General features: G+C 34.2%; 23 protein-coding genes. 13 read left to right on the forward strand and 10 right to left on the reverse strand.

The window, feature by feature from the left end:
• Window positions 1-209 precede the first annotated feature (209 nt).
• The 3 genes from ACWV26_RS03725 to ACWV26_RS03735 are packed head-to-tail and all read left to right on the forward strand — an operon-like array spanning window position 210 to window position 4,356.
• Complete coding sequence (locus ACWV26_RS03725) at window positions 210-2,582, forward strand: hypothetical protein (protein ID WP_455897035.1); 2,373 nt, start codon at window positions 210-212, stop codon at window positions 2,580-2,582.
• A complete protein-coding gene (locus ACWV26_RS03730; protein ID WP_455897036.1) occupies window positions 2,579-3,514 on the forward strand; it encodes an ATP-binding cassette domain-containing protein in 936 nt (311 codons plus the stop codon). The genes ACWV26_RS03725 and ACWV26_RS03730 overlap by 4 nt, the downstream gene beginning before the upstream one ends.
• Window positions 3,511-4,356, forward strand: a complete 846-nt coding sequence (locus ACWV26_RS03735; protein ID WP_455897037.1) for an ABC transporter permease — start codon at window positions 3,511-3,513, stop codon at window positions 4,354-4,356. Before ACWV26_RS03730 ends, ACWV26_RS03735 begins: the two co-directional genes overlap by 4 nt.
• Before the next feature lie 50 nt (window positions 4,357-4,406).
• On the opposite strand, the gene ACWV26_RS03740 is transcribed toward ACWV26_RS03735, so the two are convergent.
• The 7 genes from ACWV26_RS03740 to ACWV26_RS03770 form a co-directional block, all read right to left on the reverse strand.
• The gene (locus ACWV26_RS03740) at window positions 4,407-5,579 is read right to left on the reverse strand and encodes an MFS transporter (protein ID WP_455897038.1); all 1,173 of its coding nucleotides are present in this window, start codon (window positions 5,577-5,579) and stop codon (window positions 4,407-4,409) included.
• Window positions 5,580-5,964: 385 nt separating this feature from the next.
• A complete protein-coding gene (locus tag ACWV26_RS03745) occupies window positions 5,965-7,038 on the reverse strand; it encodes an ABC transporter substrate-binding protein (protein WP_455897039.1) in 1,074 nt (357 codons plus the stop codon).
• On the reverse strand, window positions 7,035-7,829 hold the full coding sequence (locus ACWV26_RS03750) for an ABC transporter permease (protein WP_455897040.1): 795 nt from the start codon (window positions 7,827-7,829) through the stop codon (window positions 7,035-7,037). Before ACWV26_RS03750 ends, ACWV26_RS03745 begins: the two co-directional genes overlap by 4 nt.
• Window positions 7,817-8,635, reverse strand: coding sequence for an ABC transporter permease (locus ACWV26_RS03755; protein WP_455897041.1), 819 nt, complete (start codon window positions 8,633-8,635; stop codon window positions 7,817-7,819). The genes ACWV26_RS03750 and ACWV26_RS03755 overlap by 13 nt, the downstream gene beginning before the upstream one ends.
• The gene (locus ACWV26_RS03760) at window positions 8,628-9,731 is read right to left on the reverse strand and encodes an ABC transporter ATP-binding protein (RefSeq protein WP_455897042.1); all 1,104 of its coding nucleotides are present in this window, start codon (window positions 9,729-9,731) and stop codon (window positions 8,628-8,630) included. The genes ACWV26_RS03755 and ACWV26_RS03760 overlap by 8 nt, the downstream gene beginning before the upstream one ends.
• 16 nt (window positions 9,732-9,747) lie before the next feature.
• On the reverse strand, window positions 9,748-10,290 hold the full coding sequence (locus ACWV26_RS03765) for a helix-turn-helix domain-containing protein (protein ID WP_455897043.1): 543 nt from the start codon (window positions 10,288-10,290) through the stop codon (window positions 9,748-9,750).
• A 233-nt stretch (window positions 10,291-10,523) separates the two neighbouring features.
• Window positions 10,524-11,195, reverse strand: a complete 672-nt coding sequence (locus tag ACWV26_RS03770) for a LytTR family DNA-binding domain-containing protein (protein WP_455897044.1) — start codon at window positions 11,193-11,195, stop codon at window positions 10,524-10,526.
• A gap of 197 nt (window positions 11,196-11,392) precedes the next feature.
• Between ACWV26_RS03770 and aceA the strand changes: the two genes are divergently transcribed.
• The 6 genes from aceA (at window position 11,393) to ACWV26_RS03800 (ending at window position 17,031) form a co-directional block, all read left to right on the forward strand.
• Window positions 11,393-12,676 carry an isocitrate lyase gene (gene aceA / locus ACWV26_RS03775; RefSeq protein ID WP_455897045.1) on the forward strand — a complete coding sequence of 428 codons (1,284 nt, stop codon included), beginning with the start codon at window positions 11,393-11,395 and terminating at the stop codon, window positions 12,674-12,676.
• 153 nt (window positions 12,677-12,829) lie between these two features.
• The gene (aceB, locus tag ACWV26_RS03780) at window positions 12,830-14,434 is read left to right on the forward strand and encodes a malate synthase A (RefSeq protein ID WP_455897046.1); all 1,605 of its coding nucleotides are present in this window, start codon (window positions 12,830-12,832) and stop codon (window positions 14,432-14,434) included.
• A 45-nt stretch (window positions 14,435-14,479) separates the two neighbouring features.
• Window positions 14,480-14,602 carry a protein YhfH gene (locus ACWV26_RS03785; RefSeq protein ID WP_455897047.1) on the forward strand — a complete coding sequence of 41 codons (123 nt, stop codon included), beginning with the start codon at window positions 14,480-14,482 and terminating at the stop codon, window positions 14,600-14,602.
• 369 nt (window positions 14,603-14,971) lie between these two features.
• The gene (locus ACWV26_RS03790; protein ID WP_455897048.1) at window positions 14,972-15,520 is read left to right on the forward strand and encodes a peroxiredoxin; all 549 of its coding nucleotides are present in this window, start codon (window positions 14,972-14,974) and stop codon (window positions 15,518-15,520) included.
• 110 nt (window positions 15,521-15,630) lie between these two features.
• The gene (locus tag ACWV26_RS03795) at window positions 15,631-16,083 is read left to right on the forward strand and encodes a TlpA disulfide reductase family protein (RefSeq protein ID WP_455897049.1); all 453 of its coding nucleotides are present in this window, start codon (window positions 15,631-15,633) and stop codon (window positions 16,081-16,083) included.
• Between the two features lie 309 nt (window positions 16,084-16,392).
• A complete protein-coding gene (locus ACWV26_RS03800; protein WP_455895507.1) occupies window positions 16,393-17,031 on the forward strand; it encodes an alpha/beta family hydrolase in 639 nt (212 codons plus the stop codon).
• Window positions 17,032-17,182: 151 nt separating this feature from the next.
• Here ACWV26_RS03800 and ACWV26_RS03805 read toward each other — a convergent pair whose 3' ends face one another.
• From ACWV26_RS03805 to ACWV26_RS03815, 3 genes are read right to left on the reverse strand one after another with little or no spacing between them, the layout of a single operon-like run.
• Window positions 17,183-17,656 carry a hypothetical protein gene (locus tag ACWV26_RS03805; protein ID WP_455895506.1) on the reverse strand — a complete coding sequence of 158 codons (474 nt, stop codon included), beginning with the start codon at window positions 17,654-17,656 and terminating at the stop codon, window positions 17,183-17,185.
• A complete protein-coding gene (locus ACWV26_RS03810) occupies window positions 17,622-19,763 on the reverse strand; it encodes a site-specific integrase (RefSeq protein WP_455895505.1) in 2,142 nt (713 codons plus the stop codon). Before ACWV26_RS03810 ends, ACWV26_RS03805 begins: the two co-directional genes overlap by 35 nt.
• Window positions 19,764-19,765: 2 nt before the next feature.
• Window positions 19,766-21,106: a tyrosine-type recombinase/integrase gene (locus ACWV26_RS03815; RefSeq protein WP_455895504.1), complete on the reverse strand. Its 1,341-nt coding sequence runs from the start codon at window positions 21,104-21,106 to the stop codon at window positions 19,766-19,768.
• A 360-nt stretch (window positions 21,107-21,466) separates the two neighbouring features.
• Between ACWV26_RS03815 and ACWV26_RS03820 the strand changes: the two genes are divergently transcribed.
• From ACWV26_RS03820 to ACWV26_RS03835, 4 genes are all read left to right on the forward strand, one after another.
• The gene (locus ACWV26_RS03820) at window positions 21,467-22,126 is read left to right on the forward strand and encodes a potassium channel family protein (protein WP_455897050.1); all 660 of its coding nucleotides are present in this window, start codon (window positions 21,467-21,469) and stop codon (window positions 22,124-22,126) included.
• 627 nt (window positions 22,127-22,753) lie between these two features.
• Entirely contained in the window at window positions 22,754-23,491 is a 738-nt protein-coding gene (locus ACWV26_RS03825) for an ABC transporter ATP-binding protein (RefSeq protein ID WP_455897051.1), read from the forward strand.
• A 19-nt stretch (window positions 23,492-23,510) separates the two neighbouring features.
• Window positions 23,511-24,494, forward strand: coding sequence for an aliphatic sulfonate ABC transporter substrate-binding protein (locus tag ACWV26_RS03830; RefSeq protein ID WP_455897052.1), 984 nt, complete (start codon window positions 23,511-23,513; stop codon window positions 24,492-24,494).
• Window positions 24,491-25,327: an ABC transporter permease gene (locus ACWV26_RS03835; RefSeq protein ID WP_455897053.1), complete on the forward strand. Its 837-nt coding sequence runs from the start codon at window positions 24,491-24,493 to the stop codon at window positions 25,325-25,327. Before ACWV26_RS03830 ends, ACWV26_RS03835 begins: the two co-directional genes overlap by 4 nt.
• Window positions 25,328-25,331 lie beyond the last annotated feature (4 nt).

Consider the following 25,331-nt stretch of genomic DNA (forward strand, 5'->3'; position numbering starts at 1 on the left):
ATTTAAATGATAAAAAGAGCAAAAGGTATAAGTTTACTTAATATCTTTTGCTCTTTTTTATCTTTCATTTTAGTTTCCATATGAGATTCAATATCGTTTTAATAGGAATTTTGTCATAATTAAATATTTTTTACAGTTATGGAACTTTTACTATCGAAAAAACGTATAAAAATCTGGGGGTATAGTATTAAAGAAAAGGAGGTTATTTTTTGAAGAAGAGGCTGACAATGTTTTTTGTATGTATGATTTTATTTATATCGTTCTTACTCTTAACAACCTTCTCGCTAAATGTTTCAGCCAAAACACAGTTAGATATCAAAGTAAATGCAGGTTTTGACAATAAGGGGAAAGAATCTAAAGGCCTTCCAGTTTTGTTGACAATAACAAATAAGGGTAATGCATTTTCGGGGGATCTCGTTATAGACCATCAACAAGGATATTCAGGCGGGATGGGAATAGTCGTTCCTTTAGATATTGGATCAAATGAGAAAAAGAACATAAAAGTAATGCTGGATTATTTCTCGACGATGTACTCAAATGGTAATCCTAACCAAAAAACAATTCATATTTATAAAGACAGTTGGAAAAAAAACGATGAGATAAGTTTTACAGGCGATAAACAAATAAAACCTCAAATGCGAGAAGCTGAAGATACATTTTTATTAACATTTACGAATAACGTAGATCGCTTATCTGCCCTTTCTAAATTATTTACAAACAATCCACATCCTTCAGAAATCATTCATCTTGGCCAAATGAAACAAGACCTAATTCCAACAACGGCAAATGGATGGTCAATGGCTGATATTATCGTGATAGATGAATACGCCATGTCTTCTTTAAATGAGGAAGAACAACGATCATTATTGGAATGGGTGAAATCAGGGGGAATTATTGTTATTGGAGCATCTGATAATTTAAGCGCTGAAATTGGAATATTCCAAAATTATTTACCTCTATCTTTAAGTAATAGAATGGTAGAAATTTCTCCCAAAGATATTCAGAAAGAAAAAATCAAGTTTTCTTCTAAATTATCCGTCTATCAAGCTATAAAAGAAAAACAAGCTAAAACAATACTAGAGATAAATAATAATATTTTAGCGGCAAAGGAAATCTTAGGAAACGGCCAAATTATCCAAACAACTTTTTCGTTAGGTGATGAGCCACTTTCAAATGAAAAAGACTATGATCAGCTGCTTGGAAAAGTGATTCCACTAAATAAAACAACAAGCGAAGCAAATGATAAAATGAGCTTTTTTGAAGGGAATGCTAATTCCAATGAATTGTTCCCAACGTTCCAAGTTTCAACTATGCTTTTGATTATAGTTATTATTATTTATATTATTATCGTTGCACCACTATTATATTATGTATTGAAAAGGAAGGATAAAAGGGAATATGCCTGGTGGATTATTCCAGCACTCTCTTTCTTGGTTTCCGTTTTGGTCTTTGCTTATGGAGCAAAAGATCGCCTAGCAAGACCACAAATTCAGCAATCTGCAGTTTATAAAATCAACGAGGATGATAGTATAAGCGGATACTATTTGAATTCTTTACTAACAAACCGTAGTGGTGATTTTACTTTTGCATTATCGCCATATAGTACGACAACATTAATGCAAAATTCCAATGATTCTGGAACGATTCATAAAAAGGTAATAGTAGAACAAGATCAAAATGAGAAGGAAGTAACCCTTCGCAACAATCGATATTGGTCAGTCGCCACTTTGGCGGGTGAAATGCATATTCAAAATATAGGTAGTTTCGTAATTGATTTGAAAGTTGCAGACAGTACGATAAAAGGTAGTATTAAAAATAATTTACCTTATACAGTAAATGATGTTTCGATTTGGTATGGTAGTCAGTGGCTAAAGTTAGGAACGATGAAGCCAAAACAAACACTAAAAGTAGCACAAACAATTAATGGCGCAATGTTGTTACCAGCGATGCCGATTATATCAAACAGCCAAAGTCCTGTGAAGAATAAAGAAGATATTATGGATAATCGAAAGCAATTCCTTAAATATTTTGCATACGATCTAATTGGCAATGCAGAAAATCCTGCATTGGTCGGTTGGATTGATGAATCCATTACACCAATAGACTTGAAAAATGGAAAAGTAGATATGTCAGCAGTTAATTTAGTTGTACAAAGCTTTACTCCGAGTACAAATTTGAAAGGAGAATTTGTCTTACCTGCCAACTCAATGAATATGGATCTATATCCGATTTCTAATGCTGGAAATGCCAACCAAGATCCACAAAACACTATGGTCTGGTATCTCGAGGAAGGTACGTATGACTTTATATGGACGATTCCTGAGATGCTAAAAAGTAAAAAAATTACCTGGAAAGAATTACAGTTAGCAAATACAGATACAGAAAATGTAAAGTTACAAATTTATAATGTAAAAACATCCAATTATGTACCAATTAATGAAAATCGTTTTACATTATCAAACAATATCGGAGAATATATCTCAAAAGATTCTAAAGTGAAATTTAAATTGGAGAAGAAAATGTCTGAAAATCCGGAAACGACAATTCCTACATTACAATTAAAAGGGGAGGTCAAACCATGATTGAAATTAAAGGATTATCAAAGAAATATGGTTCCTTTTATGCATTACAAGGTCTTGACCTAACGATTAAAGAAGGAACAGTATTTGGATTTGTAGGTGCTAATGGTGCAGGTAAATCTACGACATTTTCTATTCTTGCAACACTATTACAGCCAACAGCCGGTGATGTCTATATTGATGGAATCAGTGTTACGCAAAGCCCAGAGGAGATACGAAAACAAATTGGTTATATGCCTGACTTTTTCGGTGTATATGATCAACTAAAGGTGGAGGAGTACTTAGACTTTTTTGGATCGAGTTATGGAATTTCTGTCGAGCAAAGAGAAAAGCTGATTCCTCAGTTATTACAGCTAGTAAACTTATCACATAAAAGAAATGAATATGTCGATGTGTTATCTAGAGGGATGAAACAACGTCTGTGCTTAGCTAGAACATTAATCCATGATCCTAAAATTTTAATACTAGATGAACCTGCTTCTGGTCTCGATCCCAGAGCCCGTGTTGAGATGCGAGATATTCTAAAACATTTAAAAGGCATGGGGAAAACGATATTAATCTCATCTCATATTCTTCCTGAACTTGCAGAAATGTGTGATGAAATAGGCGTTATTGATCAAGGAAAATTAATTGCACATGGGTCTGTTTCTGAAATACAAGCCCAGTTAATTGGGGAAAGATTTATTACAGTAAAATATCAAGTTGGATTTGATATGAACAAGGCAGTTCAATATTTTAAAGAAAACCCATTCGTGTCAGCAATTGAAGTGAAAGAGCGTAAAGTACTATTTCGTTTTAGTGGTTCTGAAGAAGAGCAAATGGAATTACTAAAACAATCAGTGCTTCAAGGTTTTCCTATTTTATCCTTTGCAGAAGATGAGAAAGATTTAGAAGATGTCTTTATGTCTTTACTAAAGGAGGTAGACCAAGCATGAAGTCATTATGGCAAAATCCTGTATTGATAAAAGAATTGAAGCTTCGTTTTCGATCTTTTAAAAGCTTCACAGGTATTCTGTTTTATCTGATTGTTCTTAGTATATTCGTGTTTGGATTCATCTTCATTTCAACGAATTTTACTGGAAGCGGTTTTATCAATCCACAGCAAAGTGTCCTTCTCTTTGGTTTGTTGACTTATGTTCAACTAGCGTTAATTTTATTTATCACACCTGGTTTAACAGCAGGAGCAATTAGTACTGAACGTGAGAAGCAAACGTTGAATATTTTACTTACAACTTCTCAAAGTTCTTTTCAGATTATTTTCGGCAAAATGAGTTCATCTATTGTGTTTCTACTTCTATTACTGATTGCTGGACTGCCACTATATAGTTTAGTTTTCTTATTCGGTGGTATTTCACCGTCGCAATTACTGATTATCTTTGCATATTTAATTGTTACGATGATTGCGATTGCGAGTATTGGAATTATGTTTTCAACATTAATTAGAAAAACGATTATTTCTATGATTACCACATACGGATCCATGCTATTTTTGACAGGTATCACAGGTTTCTTTTTTATAATGGGGATTAGTATGATGGGGGATACAGTAGAAATAAAAACAGAGGCTGCCCCCATTTCACATTTTTGGGCAATGATTAATCCAATTGCATTAATGATTACATTAATTTCACCAGAAATATCAGACTCTCTTTATGAGATGACAAATATCCAGTTGCCTGTTTGGGCAGGCTATTTAATTTTTTATATAATCATTTCAGTGATTTGTCTTTCGATTTCTGTGAAAAAACTTCGAGTCAATATGAAAAAAGCAAAATAAAACTTCAAAATAAAAAAGAAAAGCGACACTATTTATAGTGTCGCTTTTAACTATTGTTTAACTGAAAAAGATTTTTTGTTCCAGATAAAAGTAATGCCATAACATAAAATCAAGACAATTGTTCCGAGTATAAACGGTAAATTTAAATGCCAATCAAGTAGCGTACCTGCTATTGCTGGACCAATCATATATCCTAAACTCATATAAGCATTATTCATGCCAGCCGCATAACCTTGCTCATCACCAGCTACTTTTGAGATAAGCGTATTTACTGCTGGTCTTATAAGCGTTGTGGAAGTTTGGAATACTGTTGTAACGAAAAGTATAGCAAAGTATTTGCTAACTAAAACCATACCAAGCATAGAGATGGCAGCGATAATAAGACCGACTAAAATAATGTTCATTTCGCCAAATCGCTTGAATAAGCGGTTAAGAAGAACCCCTTGAACGATTACCCCGGCAAATCCACCAACAGTCATAATAATCGCAATATCATTTGGCGTATATTGGAATTTATAAGTTAAAAACATCGTTAGAGTAGCTTGGAAATTTGCGATACCAAATGAAAATACAAGTACTACAAGCAAAAGGACAAAATAAGGTTTCTTAATTGAACGAAGTATTTCTTTAATAATATTATTTCCAGTTGGTTTTTCAACAACAGTAGGTTTAACATTTGGTAAAAAGAATAATGATAAGATTCCTGCTAAAATTGTAGCACTACCAGCTACGATGAAGGGGAAGTGAATGCTTACATTTGACAGAGCTCCACCAATTCCAGGTCCAATCATAAAACCAAAGGAAATAGCCGCGCCAATCAAGCTCATAGCTTTTCCGCGTTCTTCCAATGTTGTGATATCAGCTGTATAGGCCATAATAGGCGGAACTATAAAAGCAGAGCCAACGCCTGTTAAGAAACGTAAAACAAAAAGTTCCCATATATGAGTGGAAAAGCTAAATAAAATTTGAGTTGTACCATTTAAGATTAATCCAAAAATGATTAGCTTTTTTCGACCAATTCGGTCAGATAGACTCCCTGCGATGGGAGAAAAAATAAATTGTGCAAAAGCAATACAAGCAATTAAAAACCCAAGTACTTGACCTTTAGCACCAAATTCTTTTAAGTAACTTGGCATAATGGGGACAATTAACCCAATTGCACTCATCGTTATAAAAATATCAAACATTAATAAAATAAGCACAAATTTTTTGTGTTTGTTCATATATATATCTTTCTCCTTATTTTTCCGCATTAACGGGGCGGTTAGACTCCGACCCTATGGCTTAAGAAATGCGAAGAAGCATAGGTGGGGGATAACTGCCCGTAAATGCCCGATTGGTTAAACTAACATTCAGTGAGGGTGGAAGCAAAAAGCGCCACGACAATCGCAACTTTGGCACTAATCGTGCTGTACGTCGGAAAATTTCTACTGATTGAAGTTTCACTTTATTTCGTATTACTAAGTATTTTTGCGATAAATTCAATTATATATCTTGTTACTCCTTGAATCAATAAAATTGATTGATAGAAAATATTCTAATAGCAATTTAAAAAGACTGCCCTAGAATGATAAACTCATACTTGTATTGGACAGCCTTTAGAAAATTTTACCTTATAGACATTTTAAATTTCAAGAACAACTCATTGTATTCGCCAATTTTTTCTTTCCCTAAGTTTTTATATACATGAAGCTTACTACGCACTTCTTTTGAAGGATAGTATCGTTCATCATTAACAATCTCAGAATCAAGCAATTTTAATGCAGCTTTGTTTGGGGTAGAGTAACCAACATAATCTGCATTTTGAGCAGCTACTTTAGGATCCAACATGAAGTTGATAAATTTATGGGCACCTTCTATATTTTTAGATGTTTTGGGAATCACCATATTATCAAACCATAAGTTTGATCCTTCTTTTGGGACAGTGTATGTTAAATCTTCGTTTTCAAACATCATATCAGCTGCTTGACCTGACCAAGTTAATGCAACTTCAGCATCTCCATTGATCATCAATTGTGTTACTTCATCGCCAATAACTGCTTTTACATTGGGTGCCATTTTAATAAGCTTGTTGGTTGCAGCGTTTAATTCATCACTATTAGTAGAATTTAATGATTTCCCCATACTATTTAATCCAACACCCATAACTTCACGTGCACTATCAACTAAGATGACTTGGCCTTTTAGAGAAGGATTCCATAAATCATCCCAACTATTGAAGTCATAGCCTTTTAATAGCTTCGTGTTATAAACAATACCTACAGTTCCCCAAAAATAAGGGATAGAGTATTCGTTATCTTTATCAAAGTCTAGATTTAAGAAATCAGGGTCAATATTTTTTAAATTTGGAATTTGATTATGATCGATTTTCTTTAATAAATGACGTTCTTTCATCTGCTCAATCGTGTATTCAGATGGAACTGCGATATCATAATTTGTTCCACCTTGTTCAATTTTCGTCATCATGGCTTCATTTGAATCAAATGTTTCATAAATAACATGAATACCTGTTTCTTTTTCAAATTGTTTTAGTAAATCAGGGTCAATATATTCTCCCCAGTTATAAACAGTTAATATATTTTTGCCAGTCTTACCTGATGTTGAATCCAATGTATGCGCAGAATACATAAGTACAGCACACACTAATAAAATAGCAATGGTTGCTCGAATGATCGATTTCATTTTTGTGCCCCCGTTCTTGTTTGACGATTCGCAATGAAATAATATCCTAATACAAGGATAAGTGTTGCAGAGAATACTAATCCGGAAATTGCATTAACAGTTAAGGAAACACCGGCTCTTGCCATGGAATAGATTTCAACGGATAAAGTACTAAATCCATTACCAGTGACAAAGAATGTTACAGCGAAGTCATCTAAAGAATAGGTTAAAGCCATGAAGAAACCAGCGAAAATACCAGGTTTAATAAATGGCAAAATGACACGAGTCATGACATCTAGACGGCTAGCGCCCAAATCTAATGCTGCATCAATAAGCGAAGAACTCATTTCTTGTAATTTAGGTAATACCATTAAGACGACAATCGGAACACTAAAGGCAATATGTGCGAGTAATACAGATGTAAAACCTAATTTAATCCCGACTAATGTAAATAAGATTAAGAATGAAGCACCAATAATAACGTCAGGGCTAACAATTAGGATGTTATTCAATGATAATAGTATATTTCGTAATTTATAATTTTTAATTGCTATCATCCCAATCGCTCCAAGAGTACCAACAATCGTAGAGACTAGCGCAGACAAAAGGGCTACAACAACTGTATTGATCAAAATGACAATTAACCTGGAATCTTGAAACACATCTTTATAATGTGTTAAAGAAAAAGATTTAAAGTTCGTCATTGTATCACCACTATTGAATGAATAAAATACGAGGTAGAAAATTGGTGCATAGAGGACGGCAAATACAAAAAACATATACAATTTTGACTTTTTACTTAGTTTTTCCATGTTGTGCCGCTCCTTTTTCGTCTCTCACTAGTAATAAACATTATGATAAACATAAAGATGATTAAGAAAACAGCTATTGTTGAACCCATACCCCAATTTTGTGTGACTAAGAATTGTTCTTCAATCGCAGTACCTAGTGTAATCACATGATTTCCAGCAATTAATCGAGTAATCATAAATAAGGATAGGGATGGGATGAATACAGCTTGAACTCCTGCTTTAATCCCATTCATTGTTAACGGAATCACTACTCTTTGTAAAGTCATTAATTTTGAAGCACCTAAATCGCGTGATGCATAAATTAGTGCAGGGTTAAGTTTATCAAGTGCATTGAATATCGGTAATATCATGAATGGTATGAAGATATATACGGAAACAAATACGAAAGCATAATCTGTAAATAGTATTTGTTGATGTGGTAATCCAATCGCTTGAACAAATGCATTTATTGGACCCTTATTTCCGAATATACCGATAAAAGCGTATGTTTTTAATAGAAGATTAATCCATGAAGGAATAATGATTAAAATGAGCCAAAGACGTTTGTGTTTTAATTTCGTAATGACATATGCTGCTGGATAGGAGACCAATAATGAAAATAAGGTTATGAGAAATGCATACCAAAACGAACTTAATGTCATTTTTAAATAAACGCTTGTAAGGAAGTTTTTATAATTTTCAAGAGTAAAATGGCCATGTAAATCTAACAATGAATAGTACACTACTAAAAGAATCGGTGCGATGACAAAGAAAAGAATCCAAATATAGTAGGGGATAATAGAGCGTAAATTCCCTTTTTTACGCATTGGTAATATCTCCGTAAGATTCTAAACGTCTATCAAAATCTTCTTCGGATTCATTTAACCGCATAACATGGATTGCTTCAGGATCAAAATCCAAGCCGATTTTTGCACCAACATCTGCTTTTTTTAATGAGTGGACAAGCCATTCATTGCCATCTTGATCGTAAGTAGAAAGTTCATAATGAACACCGCGGAATAGCTGAGTATCTACGATTACAACAAGCTTACCGTTTGTGGCATCAGTTATTTCTAAATCTTCAGGTCGTATTACTACATCTACTTTTTCGTTTGGATTTAATCCTTTATCTACACATTCAAAAGTCTTTCCAGTAAATGTTACCTCAAAATCTTTTACCATTGTCCCTGTTACAATATTAGACTCTCCGATAAAATCTGCTACAAATCTGTTTATAGGTTCATCATAAATATCAACAGGAGAACCACTTTGTTCAATTTTTCCCTCATGTAGAACGAAAATTTCATCTGACATGGCAAGCGCTTCTTCTTGGTCATGTGTTACAAAGACAAATGTCTTGCCTAATCGTTGTTGCAATTCGCGTAATTCATATTGCATTTCTGTACGAAGTTTTAAGTCAAGAGCAGAGAGTGGTTCATCTAAAAGGATAATTTCTGGATCATTGACAATCGCTCTAGCAATGGCTACGCGTTGTCTTTGCCCACCTGACATTTCTGAAATTTCTCTTTGACTATAACCTTCTAAATTAACAAATTTTAAGGCTTCTTCTACTCTTTTTGTAATCTCTGTATTACTTATTTTTTTAATCCGTAAGCCAAATGCTACATTTTCAAAAACATTTAAATGCGGAAATAATGCGTAGTCTTGAAATACAGTGTTCACTTGGCGTTCGTTTGCGGGTACATGATTAATCTTCTTACCGTTAAAATAAATAGAGCCGCTCGTTGGTTCCATAAAACCAGCAATGAGACGAAGTATGGTTGTTTTCCCACAACCAGAAGGGCCTAGTAAAGTATAAAACTTACCACGCTCCAGTTCGAAGCTAATATCTTTTAATACATTGGTACCATCGCTATATGATTTCGAAACTTGATCGAAACGTATAATTGTGTTTTCCGACATTTACGGGCCTCCTTAGCTACAAATATGATTCAGTTACGACAAGTAAAATCTCGGTCTTTCCTGAATAATCATTGAATAATTGATGTTCATCTGAAGCATCAAAGTAGATCGTGTTTCCTTTTGGGGCAACAAATTCTTGTTTTCCTAAAACAAGTCTTATTCTTCCTGTTAACACATAAATAAAAGTTTCAGATTGAGATGGTTCAAATTGTTTGAATTCTCCATGACTTTCAAAGGTGATTAATACGGGTTCCATTTCTTTTTCATTTGAAGTAGGGATGAGCCATTCCATACAATACCCCTTTTCTTCATCTGTAAAAATGGTATGGTCTTCTTCTGTGTAAACAATTTTTTTGGCCTCTATATCATCATCAAAGAAATCTTTTGGGGTTGTGCCCAATACTTCTAATAGTGCAAAGAATGTCTCAATTGATGGAGAATTTAAATCTCTCTCTAGTTGAGAAATGTACCCTTTACTCAAATCAGTTCTTTCGCCTAATTCTTCTTGCGTAAGACCTTTTTTTAGGCGGAGACGTTTTATTTTTTGACCGATCTGCATGTTTCTTACTCCTTGTTTCGTTTGTTATTCTTAAATAACGAGAAATAGTTTACTTTTATTAAACTTACAGTAACAATAGTTTACTTTAACAAAACTTTTAGTTTACTAAACCGCTATCTATTATACAAAATAATTTACGTGTTTCAAGGCTTTTTTGATTAGATACAGAAATACACTTAAAAACAAATAAAAAAAGAGCCTATTAGACTCTTTTTTTATTTATCTATTGATAGCTAAAATTCTAAAACCCTCTTTACCTCATTTAGGTATGATTGACTGACAGTTAGTTCTGTGCCGTCTTGCATCGTGATGATTAGATTTGAGGAGAAGTCTCGTGTAATTCTATTGATTGCATGGATGTTAATAATATATGAGCGGTGAATTCTTAAAAAATAGTCTGGTAATCTTTTTTGTAGTTCTTTTAATGTTAAGTTAATTTTGTATTGTTCATTGTCAGCATAAAACCAGTTTTTCTTATTTAGACTTTCAAAATGTGAGATTTTTTCTATAGGAATGGGGGCCCATTCATCTTGTTGCTTACCTGTTACAAAACGCAAAAAATCCTTTTTCGTTTCTGGGATGTCTCGTGAATAAATGACAATTAAGGCAGCGTGTTCTCCTAAAAAATCGATGGGATACCCAACTTCAAATATGGATATATTTTTATTTTCCTGCTCTATAACAGCTTCGATTTTTATTCTTTCCTTAATCACACGCTCTGCTATACTTCCTTTTTCAATTTCATTTCCCTTTGCTAAAAGGATGTCAGTCGCTCCAACCTTATAATAGACATAAGAATTCCCAACACCTATAGCTATAGAGGAATCTTTAGGAATCCAATCTTCTAACACTCGACAATATTGCTCTGCTAATTCCTTAACTAAAATTGCACTGTTTTGTATCATTTAGCTCCTCCTCAACTCAACCTGAATAATCATTCATCTGTCGTCAAAAAAAGGGATTTTATCCAAAAACAATAACAAAATACATTATCTGTTGTATATTAGTTTACAACAACGGTAGCTGTTATGCAACAAAACATAGGGGTGCAATAATTTTATAAAGTTAGCTAGCGTTCAACAAAGGGAAGGTGTGAATTGATATGTTAACAAGACAACAACAAATCGAGCAACTTGAAAAAAGCTGGGCACAAGAAGAAAGATGGAAAGGGATTGTACGTCCATATACAGCAGAAGAAGTAGTAAAACTTCGCGGTTCTGTTCAAATTCAACATACGTTAGCTGAAAAAGGTGCACAACGTTTATGGAAGTCTTTACATGAAGAAGATTTCATCAATGCATTAGGTGCTTTAACAGGGAATCAAGCGGTTCAACAAGTAAAAGCAGGTCTTAAGGCAATTTACTTAAGTGGGTGGCAAGTAGCTGCAGATGCAAACCTTTCTGGCCAAATGTATCCTGACCAATCTTTATATCCTGCTAACTCTGTACCACAAGTAGTTAAGCGAATCAACCAAGCATTGCAACGTGCAGACCAAATTGATCATGCTGAAGGTCGCTTAGACAAATTTGACTGGTTTGCACCAATTGTAGCGGATGCAGAAGCAGGTTTTGGAGGACCATTAAATGTGTTCGAACTTATAAAAGGAATGATCGAAGCAGGTGCAGCCGGAGTTCATTTGGAAGACCAATTAGCTTCAGAGAAGAAATGTGGTCACTTAGGCGGAAAAGTATTATTACCAACTCAAAATGCAATCCGTAATTTAGTTGCAGCTCGACTCGCAGCTGATGTATCAGGTGTACCTACTATTCTAATCGCACGAACTGATGCAGATGCAGCTGATATGGTAACAAGTGATATCGATCCTCGAGATGCAGCATTCATCACAGGGGAACGTACACCAGAAGGTTTCTTCCGTACAAAATCAGGTATTGATCAAGCGATTGCTCGTGGTTTAGCTTATGCACCATATGCAGACCTAGTATGGTGTGAAACATCGAAACCTGACTTGGATGAGGCAAGGAAATTTGCAGATGCAATTCGTGCAAAATTCCCTAATAAGTTATTAGCGTATAATTGTTCACCTTCATTCAATTGGAAAGCAAACTTAGATGATGAAACGATTGCAAAGTACCAAGTAGAGCTTGGAAAGATGGGTTATAAATTCCAATTTGTAACATTAGCTGGATTCCATGCATTAAACCACAGTATGTTCAAATTGGCAAATGACTATAAAGACAATGGAATGGCTGCCTACTCAAAATTACAACAAGAAGAATTTGCAAGTGAAAAACAAGGTTACACAGCAACAAAACATCAACGCGAAGTAGGTACTGGTTACTTTGATGAAGTAGCTCAAGTTATTTCTGGAGGAACATCTTCAACTACTGCTATGAAGGATTCAACAGAAACAGCACAATTTATCTAATTCAACATATTTATTTATGCTGTTAGTTCCATGTCTAAATCTTACTTATGAGTATTTTTATCGCTTACAATAAAAATCAATATGCAAGAGTTAAAGATATGGTGACTAACGGCTGAAGAAAATAGGAAATTGAATGTGAAAGGATGATAGATTTTGAGTACTCAACAAGCTACCACACCTACAATTAAAATTATAGGTAAACAAAATGCATCAACCAAGCAAGTATTAACTCAGGATGCATTGCAATTTATCGCATCGTTGCAAACCTTATTTAATGATCGTAGAAAATCCTTACTCAAACAAAGAGAAGTACGCCAACAACAATTAGATTGTGGTGCTACACTAAACTTTTTAGAAGATACAAAGTCAATTCGAGAAGGGGACTGGACTATTGCTCCATTACCAGAAGATTTGCAAGACCGCCGTGTTGAAATTACAGGTCCTGTAACACGTAAAATGGTGATCAATGCACTGAACTCTGGAGCAAAAATGTTCATGGCTTGTTTTGAAGATGCAACTTCTCCAACTTGGGAGAATATGATAGAAGGTCAAATTAATATGATGGACGCAGTACGCAAAACCATTTCCTTCACTCAAGCTGCAAATGGAAAAGTATATCGTTTAAACAATGAAACAGCTACATTATTAGTTCGGCCGCGTGGGTTACATTTAATAGAAAGAAATGTAGAAATAAATGGAGAGCCAATGTCTGGAAGCCTTTTTGACTTCGGATTATTTTTCTTCCATAATGCGAAAGAATTAATATCACGTGGGTCAGGGCCATATTTCTATATTCCTAAATTAGAAAGTCATTTAGAAGCAAGATTATGGAATGACATTTTTGTCTACGCACAAGATTACGTTGGTATCCCACAAGGAACGATTAAAGCTACTGTACTAATCGAAACAATCACAGCAGCATTTGAAATGGATGAGATTTTATATGAACTAAAGGATCATTCTGCTGGTTTAAACTGTGGACGTTGGGATTATATTTTTAGCTATATTAAGCGTTTACGTAATCATTCAGATGTTATTTTGCCGGACAGAGGTCAAGTAACGATGACGTCACCATTCATGAGAGCATATACGCAATTATGTATACAAACTTGCCATAAGCGTAATGCTCCAGCAATGGGAGGAATGGCTGCACAAATCCCAATAAAAGATGATCCACAAGCTAATGAAATTGCCTTTTTAAAAGTAAGTGAAGATAAACGACGCGAAGCAAGTGATGGCCATGATGGAACATGGGTAGCACATCCAGGTCTAGTACCTGTAGCGATGGAACAATTTGATGAGCATATGAAAACACCAAATCAGATTCATCGTAAACGAGAAGATGTCCATGTAAATGCTTGCGATTTACTAGAAGTTCCAAAAGGTTCAATTACTGAAGAGGGTTTACGTGTAAACTGTAGTGTTGGCGTTCAATATATTGCATCATGGTTACGTGGTAATGGTGCAGCACCTATCAATAATATGATGGAAGATGCTGCAACAGCTGAAATCTCTCGCACACAAGTATGGCAATGGATTAGACATCCAGAAGGAAAACTGGAAAACGGTCAAAAAATTGATGAGACCTTGTTCAAAGCTATTTTACAACAAGAATTGCAGAAAATTGAAGATTTTGTAGGGCAAGAAAATTTCTTAATCGGACGGTACGAGGAAGCTGCTGAAATCTTTAGTAATCTGACATTACAAGATACATTCGAAGAGTTTTTAACTATTCCAAGCTATCAGCATATTAGATAAAAAAACTGGTAGCGAAACATTTACTTATAAATAGGAGGAGATTGTATGCAAAACGAGAAAAATGAAAAATATCCAAAGCTTTGTACTGAATGTGGGTGTGAGATTGTTGAGCAAGTCGAATCTATTATTTTTGAATGTGAACGCTGCCTAGGATCTAAAGAAGAATAGAGTTTAACTTGCAAAATGCTTATTACAAATTAAAAACAATGGATTGCATCTAATGAGGTGCAATCCGTTGTTTTTTTTTAGTGTTAAAATAGTTTTGCTTTATTAAGAAGATAATGAGTACTTGGACATGTATTGGTAGAAATATATCCGAGACAAAAGAATTGTTAAATATGTTAGTCTTCATAGAAACTATTTATGAATTTCGTAAATCAACAATAAATAACATTTTGTCACTTTAACACTTAATTAAGAACATTTTGTAAGCTAATTCTTTGATTTAAACAAATGTATTTGTTATTGTAATAAGTGGATTGTGGCACATATAGCTACATACATTTATACAATATTCACTTTTGGAGGGATTTATCAATGGCAGAACGTATGGTAGGAAAACAAGCTCCACGCTTTGAAATGGAAGCTGTAATGCCAAACAAAGAATTTGGTAAAGTTAGTCTTGAAGAAAATATGAAAAATGACAAATGGACAGTTCTTTTCTTCTATCCAATGGACTTCACATTTGTTTGCCCAACTGAAATCACAGCTATGTCAGATCGCTACGATGAATTCGAAGATTTAGATGCAGTTGTAATCGGTGCATCAGCAGATACAATCCACACTCACAAAGCATGGATTAATACAGATCGTGCTGATAATGGTATTGGTCAATTAAACTACCCATTAGCTGCTGACCATACTCATCAAGTAATTCAAGAATACGGCGCTTACATCGAAGAAGAAGGTGTAGCACTACGTGGTCTATACATCATCAACCCAGAAGGTGAATTACAATATCAAGTTGTACACCACAACAACATTGGCCGTGACGTTGATGAAGTTTTACGTGTACTTCAAGCATTACAAACAGGTGGCCTTTGCCCAGCAAACTGGCACCCAGGTGATGCATTACTAGAAGGTTAATTCGACTAGTATTGATTGAATTTTGAGGGCCTAACAAATTTTTGTTAGGTCCTTTTTTGAAAAAATGCATATAGTAAAACGTAAATTATTAAATCATGGGGTGATAAATTATGAAATTACGTTCAGAAATGCCTGAATTAGATGGAGAAGTAGCATGGTTAAATGGAGAAGTTTCAAAATCTGATTTAGTAGGTGAAAAACCAACTTTAATTCACTTTTGGTCAATCAGCTGCCATTTATGTAAAGAAGCTATGCCAGAAGTAAATAATTTCCGAGACAAATATAAAGACGAATTAAACGTTGTAGCAGTTCATATGCCACGTTCTGAAAAAGACTTAGATCTTAATGATATTAAAGAAGTTGCTGCAGAACATGGAATTACTCAACCAATCTTCGTCGATAGTAAAATGAAATTAACAGATACATTTGAAAATCAATATGTACCTGCATATTATGTTTTTGACAAAGACGGCAAACTTCGTCATTTCCAAGCTGGCGGCAGTGGCATGAAAATGTTAGAAAAACGTGTAAATCGTGTGCTTGATGAAGTTCGTAATGACTAATTAATGTTATAAATAAAGGTTGCTCTGTTTATTTTATTAAAAGTCAAGATTTTAAGTAATACACTTAATGCATCAGTATTCTTTATACAATGTGTAACATTATAATAAGTTATTTTAAAGCTTAACTAATTTTTGTATTAGTTAAGCTTTTATTTGTGTTTAAAGATATAACTTATGTTCAACAATCGGGACATATTGTTGAATAACATTCTTCTATGAAAGGTTACTCAAACGATACTTGATGAACATTATAAAGAAGGATATAAAATAGATTTGTCGAAAGAGTTATGTTATTAGGAGGGGAATTCAATGAAAGTTACCGATAAGGAAACACAGAAAAAAATTAGATATACATATATTGAAAATGATTCTAACACGGTATGTTTTATGTTATCAGGTTCAAATTATTTATACGACAAACCTCTAATGTACTATTCGAAAATGGAAATGCTTCAGAATAACTTTGATGTTGTTCAAGTTCATTATTCTTATGAACCAACAATTTTTGAAAAAGAAATAGACTATCTTAGTAATTTAATAATCGAAGATGTTGATTCTGTGGTTGAAGAAGTCCTTGCTACAAAGAAATATAAGGAAATTATTTTCTTAGGAAAATCTTTAGGAACAATACCAATTAGTTTTAAATATGCAAATAATGTTACTTCAAAAAAGACTAAATTCGTATTGCTTACCCCTTTACTAAAGCTTGAAGGTTTATATAAAAATATAATGCGAAGCTCGAATGATATTTTAATGGTAATTGGTACAAATGATGGTCATTATGAAACTAATAAAATTAAAGAAATTCAAGTGAAGCCTAATTTAAATTTAATTGAAATAGACGGTGCTAATCATTCATTAGATGTTGAACCAATCAACACAACTCAGTCCTTAAAAGCTATGATAAAAGTAAATGAGGCACTACATCACTTTATTACCAACAAATAAAAAAATGCACGTTACGTATAAGGTTCTTCAACAATCGGGCGCAATTGTTGAAGAAGCGTCTCTTTTCTTATTCAACAAAAGGGTGAATGAGAAAGTAAGGTAGCCTTGTTAAAAATATTTTAACAAGGCAATTTTGTATCTCATTAATTATCTATTTAAACTGCTCAAAATGATTAGCAACCCAACGCCTTTGATTCTCTGCTATATATTGCTCCATAGCTATCAGCTCGTTCACTAATTCTTCCTTTGAGAGCTTCATGTACTTCTTTTTAACAACATCTATATTACGTTTAGAGGAAATCTTTCTTAAAATTGATTCATCAAATTTAGGAGGCGTTTTGAGCTTTTTACGAACCCTATTTACTTTATATGTTTTGCTATGCTTTTTGTAATAAGTATACAATTCATCATTACTCTTTATTGTATTGGGATGAATCCCTTTACCTTGAGTGTCGAACTGTTTCGAATGCTGACTTATATTATGGTAGGTTACAGGGATACCTTGTTCGACGAGATATTCAATTGTGTCAATCCCTATGGAAACAGAACGCTCTTTACGCTGTTGATGCACTTTATCGAGCCATTGTCGCTTATCTGAATGGATTGTGTTGGATGGTTGGTTCATAGTGACGTTCCTCTCTATATTTCTTGATTAAATCAATTTCTTTCAATTCAATCTTTGCTTGTTTTGCCATTTCTTTGGCTTTCCGTACTTCAACTTCTAATCCTAACTCTTTAAAACGCTTCTCCATGTCTTTCGATAATTGAATAACTTCCAACAGTTCATCTTCTTGGTCTGGTTCAGGCACTTTTGCTTTACAACCTAAACATTGCATTTTCGTTGGACATACATAATCTGTTACACAAGTCCCACCTAATACTTTATTAAATACACCGACCTTTTCTGTATAATCGTCTAATTCTTTTTTTAGTTCTTGTGGACTTCTTAAATACGCATCATCAATATCAACATAACTTGAAATCACATCATGCAATTCACTAACCGACTCCGAAATTTGTGAAGGTGTTGGAGCTGAATAATAACCTGTTACGTTCAAATCCTTTTGATGCAACATTTTTGCAACAATATCAATCGGCATTTTTTGTCGTTGAACAGCTTCTGTTGCGAACGCATGACGTAAAAGGTGTGTCTTAATAGTTACAGCTTTCCCACTCTGTGTTTCAAAGACTAAACCATGAAGGAGAAAACGAATAGAACTGTAAATTGCATCTGTTTTCAATGCTTTCCCTTCATATTGAAAATAATAAGGTAAAGGTTGTGTGAATATGTGTTTTCTATCTCCTCTATATTGAACACTTGGAATTTTATCATCATTATAGTGTTCTCTTAGCATCCTTGATAAAGTCTGAATGTGTTCCATTGTTTGCTTGCTTACATAATATTCTTCTAATAAATCTCTACCTTTAGGAATGGCTTTGAATGAAAAATGTAGCTTGTTGTTAACTTTTTTCACTTCAATACATTCTTTTGTATTATTGATTTGAAGCAACTCATTAATTCTTGCCCCAGTTGTAGTTAAAATATCGATAGCTAATAAACCAAATGTACATGCTACATAAAATGGTTCTATATCTATTAATAAACCTTTAGCTTTGTCTTTGTGTAAAGACACAAATATGGAAGGCGTTAAAAGTCCTTTATGATATGAAGCAAATGGTATTGGTTTTTGCTGGTTTTCAGATTCATATCCCCATATTTTTAAAAAATCTAAGATGTTCTCATGTTCTTCAATAGGTCTATTCTGAGACCAAGCACCAATAACATTTTGCTCAATTAATTCATTAAACCAAAGACCATTTGCTGTTGATTCATTCTCTATTGATACTGCATGAATAAATTCAAGGAAATAAGTATTATTCTCATCCGAATAAGTTACTTTTCTTTGAGTAGCTTGTTTAATAATAGTATCGGAAAACTCAATTTGGTGATTTAACACAAAAGAAGGTTTATCCCATAAACGGAAATGAAATCGTTCCCCAACACGTTCAGGTTCGTCATAATAAAATTCTATCGGAAGGGATAATACTTCATTTTCAACTTTTTGAATTTGTTGATGAAAGGCATCCCGTAACCTTTTCATTTGATTCCATCTAAAGTTAGCTTCTGCACGTATCGTAGGAAGATGAGGAACAATGGCATCAGTTTCATCTTTACGAGTAGTTTGAGCCTCTTCGCTTGCTAATTTACGGAATGAAAAATCTCTTGAATCAAAAGATATATTTTGAAGTAAATATTGTCTAAAATACATTTGTTTTTCAACAGAAATATTACTCCTTATCCATTTATTCGTATGATTTAAAGATGTTCTATAATATCTAAATAAATCGTTTTTCATATTGTTAGTCGAATCATGAAGAACTTCCCCTTTTAAATATTTATACATATGAACATTTGCATTGAAATCAGCCATTGTTGAAAGTTTAAAGGCATTAAATATATCTTTGAATCTCAAGTGTAATACGCGTATAGGGTTATAGATACTTACGAAATCATTATTTCTATCTGTTTCAATAAGTGCTACTAATAATATATGATTTCTCCAGTCGTACTCTAAACAATTATTATTGAGATATTTCATAGTCCGTTCATCAATTTTATCAATTAAAAATTCACCTCTTCCATTTTGTAGACACATTAATTCTGTATCCATTTTTTCTTGCCAGACCTTATACCATTCTGTTGATGGTAATTGTTGTATCGTTTCATTCAAGCCTATTCCAACCCTTCTAATAACTCTTGTAAATCTGTATCTAATATTTCAGAATCAATTGTTTCTATGACTTTTAACTTTGGTTTTATTTTCTTCGAGGATTTAAGTTGTTTATTGTATTCTTTTTCTCTTAGTTCCATTTGCTTAAGCATTTGTTCGTGTGCTTCCCGATGTTTAACTTCATCAAAATGATGTTCATAAACAGTTATTGTTTTGGGATTTTTCCATTTTATATAATTAATTAATTCATTTTTTCGTTGATGAATTTCAGCTTCATTTTCTGATATGTTATAAATCACTCGCAATCGTGACGTTACAAACCAATGTCTTGATTTATGTGGATTTAAACTTAGTTCATTAGCTTTCATTGCCCGGCTCCAATGATAATACCAAGCAGGATAATTAAAAGAAGTACCTTTTTCTGTTAGAAAAATAGATGCATCATCTGATAATGAATTAAAATTTAAATGGTCTTTATCAAATTTTTTACGTTCAGATTCTATATAGTGAAACAAGAGTTTAACTGTTTCTTTGCTAAAGCGTAGAAACTTTATCTTCTTGCCATGGCTCCCTTTGTTAAACGTAATTACTTCTTGATGACTTTTACGCTGTCTATAATCCCCAACAGTTAGTTCAATAATTTCTGTTGCCCTTGCTCCAGTTTCAAATAGCATTCGTGCAATAACCATATCTCGTTGTGACCAATTAACTTTTTTACCTGCTTGATATACTTGATACGGTAAATCATCATCATCAATTATTTGAGGCTGCCATTCTTCATTAATAATTTTAAAATAAGAATCTGTTAATCTGCGATGAACGATAGGTTGTTCAGTTCCAGCAATGGAAGGCATTCTTGGCTTATCTTCTCGAACTCCCTTTAGTTCTTCTTTATACTGATGCAAGATAGCTTGACCATCAATTAATGGATTGTTATAGAGGTATTGTTTTAAACGAATCATAGATTTATAAAATGATTTTAATGCTGATAAGAAACGGCTAATTGTGTTAGGACTTTTATTTGTTAATTTCACAATACGAAATGAATCTTTATCACGAATCTTACAGTTCGATTCATGAATCAAATAATCCTCCACAGCTACACGTATTTTCTCTACTGAATCATTCCATTGCACTTGTTTCCCTTGAAAATTGCTCTCTTCCTCTAACCACTTAAAAAAGGGAAGTAAACACTTTAAATAGGATGTTGCAGAACTCTTATCAATTCTCCCTAAACAATCATGGTAGTAATCCGTTAAAGGTAAAAAAGGCTGATTTCCTTTGAACACAAGTAACTGATATTTACTTTCGATATGTTTCGGGCAATATTCATACCAATACATTTATTTGCACCTCACAGAATAGAACGTCAACTTTAACCTTTTCCCAGTTTATTGTAAATTATTCAACCATTTATTAAGCAATAGAAATGAAAGCAAAAAAATGTACATCACTAAATTGAATTTAGTAATGTACATTTTTATAATATGTGCAACATTATAAACAAGTTATGATGTAATGAACAATTAAGTACATTTACTTGTCTTTAATATTACAGAGTAGAGCAGCCTTTTTTATTTTTCAATTAAAAATGCTCATTTTGTTCAATAGCTAAAGCACCATCCAATCAGCAAAAATAGTTAACTTCTGCTAAAATAAGTAAAGAGCTTTTTAGATGTGCTATGGAATCGGAGGTATTTAGCTTGGAAAAAGAATTTGTTGTCATCGGTTTAGGAAGATTTGGGGGAAGTATTGTCAATGAACTTGTCAATCAAGGAGCAGATGTCATGGCCATTGATAAGCAACCGGAACGTGTCGATGAATTTGCATCTATTGCAACCCAAGCTGTTGTAGCAGACACAACAGATGAATCTGTATTAAAGTCTTTAGGAATTCGTAATTTCGAACATGTCATCGTTGCGATTGGTGATGATATACAATCAAGTATATTAACAACCCTTATGTTAAAAGAAATAGGTGTGCAGAAAATAACGGTCAAAGCACAGAATGATTATCATGAAAAAGTGCTTCGTAAAATAGGTGCTGACCATGTTGTGCATCCAGAACGTGATATGGGTATTCGTATAGCGAATAATATGATGTCTAACAATGTACTTGATTACTTAGAGTTATCAGATGAGCACTCCATTATGGAGATTAAAGCGAATCACCAACTTGAAGGTCATACAATCATTGGATTAGATATCCGTGCGCGATATGGTATTAATATTGTAGCCATTAAACGAGAAACTGAGATTATCGTATCACCTCAGGCAGACGAACCAATTCATGAAGGGGATATACTGATTGTAATTGGAGCAGATGCAGATATAAGTCGCTTCGAGAAAAAGATGTTGAATTAGAAATAAAACAAATCAAAATAATGCCTTAAATATTCTGGGCTGGGACATATATAAGAAGTAAAATTCCACCGGTTTTTTCATCTAAGAGGTGGGTTTTATCCCAGCCTCTCATGTATATACTCATGCTAGTCATTTCGATCAAACAATAAAATTATTGATGAGAATATTCATGGTAGTATAATCATCAAATACTGCGAAATAAGTAAAGGTTTTCGGAAAAAAACGGTTGACCAACATTAAAATGATAGTGAAGACTGCTTATTTATGAGCAGTCTTTTTTGTGTGTGTAAATATTTTCTAATGTGTCTGTTTTAAGAGCCTACCTTTTTTTTGAAAAAAGTGGTTGACATATTATTGTCGGTCATTTATTATAATTCCTATAGATTTAATAAGGTATAATATTTGGAAACATCACCACACATGAAGTGCTGATTGGACAACCGAAAGCACACGCCTATTTTAGATAAGCGTGTGCTTTTTTGTAGGTAACTTGAGAGGAGTGATGGCAATGAAATGCGACTGCGACTGTGATGGAAAAAAGGAAAAATTTATATTGCTGATCGGATAACCGAAGGCTCTCTGCTCATTTGAACAGAGAGCTATTTTTTTTAAGAAGGAGGAGCAAATATGGCTATTTCTATTCACGTGGATGAAAAAGCATTTGGATCGGAGGTGGTGTTAGACGACATCAACCTGGATATTCCAAAAGGAGAATTTCTAACTATTATCGGTCCGAGTGGTTGCGGAAAAAGTACTTTATTGAAAATCATCGCAGGTCTCGATACGGAATACAGCGGTGGCGTGGATATTAATGGAAGGAAAGTGAAAGGACCTGCAATCAGCCAAGGATTTATTTTTCAGGAGCACCGTCTTTTTCCTTGGTTAACAGTCGAACAAAACATTGCCGCGGATTTGAATTTGCGCAATTCTGATGTGAAACAAAAGGTGCAACAGTTGATTGATATCGTCCGATTAACAGGAAAGGAAAAGGCCTACCCGGCAGAGCTATCAGGAGGCATGTCACAACGCGTTGCTATTGCAAGGGCGTTGCTTAGGGAGCCGGAAATTCTTCTGCTTGATGAACCGTTTGGTGCACTCGATGCCTTTACACGTAAACATTTGCAAGATGTTTTAATTGACATATGGCATAAGAAAAAAATCACTATGATTTTGGTGACACATGATATTGACGAATCGATTTATTTAGGAACACAATTGGCGATTTTACGAGCCAATCCAGGACGTCTACAAAGATGGATACCCATTAAAATGCCTTTTCCGCGAAATCGAACTGACATGTCATTTCAACATTTACGAAAGGAAGTATTAGAGGAATTTGAAAAGACTGAATCTTCAATCTATTGATATCTTAAGGAGGGATACTATGAGAAAATGGTTGATTTTTATGATAGTCGCACTGTTTTTAGCGGCATGCTCTGCACAATCATCAGAAAAGCAAAAAGAATTAAAAGAAATAAATATTGGTATTCAGCAAAGTCTTAGCCCTCTATGGATAGCTAAAGAAAAAGGCTGGTTTGAAGAAGCATATGAAAAAGAAGGCATCAAAGTGAAATGGATAGAGTTTCAAAGTGGACCACCTCAATTTGAAGGACTTGCAGCAAACAAACTTGACTTTTCGCAAGTTGGTAACTCACCTGTAATTGGCGGTCAGGCAGCGGGTGTCAATTTTAAAGAAATTGCTCTTTCACAAGATGGTCTTAAAGCAAATGCTATTTTGGTGAAAGAAGGAAGTAATATCCAATCCGTTAAAGATTTAAAAGGAAAAAAGGTGGGAGTTGCTAAAGGGAGCAGTGGTTTTGACTTTCTTCATAAAGCTTTAAAAGATGCCGGTGTATCACCAGATGATGTAGAAATAATTCAGCTGCAGCCAGATGAGGCTATGCCGGCATTTGAAAATGGCACGTTGGACGCTTGGTCTATATGGGAACCTTTTATCTCGCTTCAAACCATTCAAAACCATGCGAAAATCTTAGCTAATGGAGAAACAATTAAATCATATTCACCAAGTTTTACCCTTGTCCGAAGCGGTTTTGCCAAGGAACATCCGAAAGAAGTAGAACGGTTCCTTCAGGTATATAACAAAACTGTCGAATGGCAGAAAACCAATAAGGAAGAGGCAATCTCGATTTATGCCAAAATCAAAAAATTGGATAAAAAAGTCGTGAAAAATGTCCTTAACAATACGGAGCAACTAAATGAACCAATCAATGGAGAGATCATTCAAGCGCAGCAGGAAACGGCTGATTTCCAATCTAAACTGGGCGTCATTAATAAGGAAATTGATGTCTCAAAAGTAGTTGATAACCAATTTATTGAAAAAGTTAAGAAGGAGGAAAAAGACGAATGAAAACAGTAGCCTATACGGAATTGAAAAGACGGGAAAAAGCAATAAAAGTGAAAAAAAGCCAAACAGTTCCCACATGGCTGAAAGGATTTATAGTCCCTGTCCTCATTTTAGTGCTATGGCAGTATGCAGGAACTGCAGGACTCATCTTACCTACAGTCCTTCCAACTCCTCTTGCCATTCTTACATCTTTTTATGAGCTGACGATATCAGGAGAATTGGCGGAGAATTTGCAAATCAGTATTATGCGTGCACTTGGGGGCTTTTTACTAGGCGGTGGACTGGGCCTTTTGTTCGGAATATTGATTGGTTTCTCAAAAAAGGCAGAGTCTTATCTAGATCCGACTCTCCAAATGCTCCGGACTGTTCCGCATTTGGCTGTAACGCCGCTTTTCATTTTGTGGTTTGGGTTTGATGAATTGTCTAAAGTTTTATTAATTGCTCTTGGTGCTTTCTTTCCAATTTATATCAATACGTTTCTAGGAATACGTAGCGTTGATGCAAAACTATTTGATGTAGCACGCGTACTGGAATTCAACTGGTATTCACAAATTACCCGGCTGATTTTGCCGGCAGCACTTCCAAATATTTTGCTGGGGGTGCGATTGTCTCTCGGTATTGCTTGGCTCGGTCTTGTTGTAGCGGAATTAATGGGGTCTAGTGCTGGTGTAGGATACATGATTATGGATGCACGTCAGTTTTCCCAAACAGAAAAAGTATTTGTAGGAATTATCATTTTTGCGGTTGTCGGCAAACTGACGGATTCGCTGGTACGATTTTTTGAACAGAAACTTTTAAAGTGGAGAAGTAGCTTCCAAGGAGTAAATAAAAAATAATAAG

It is taken from the genome of Rummeliibacillus sp. JY-2-4R (genome assembly GCF_053847205.1).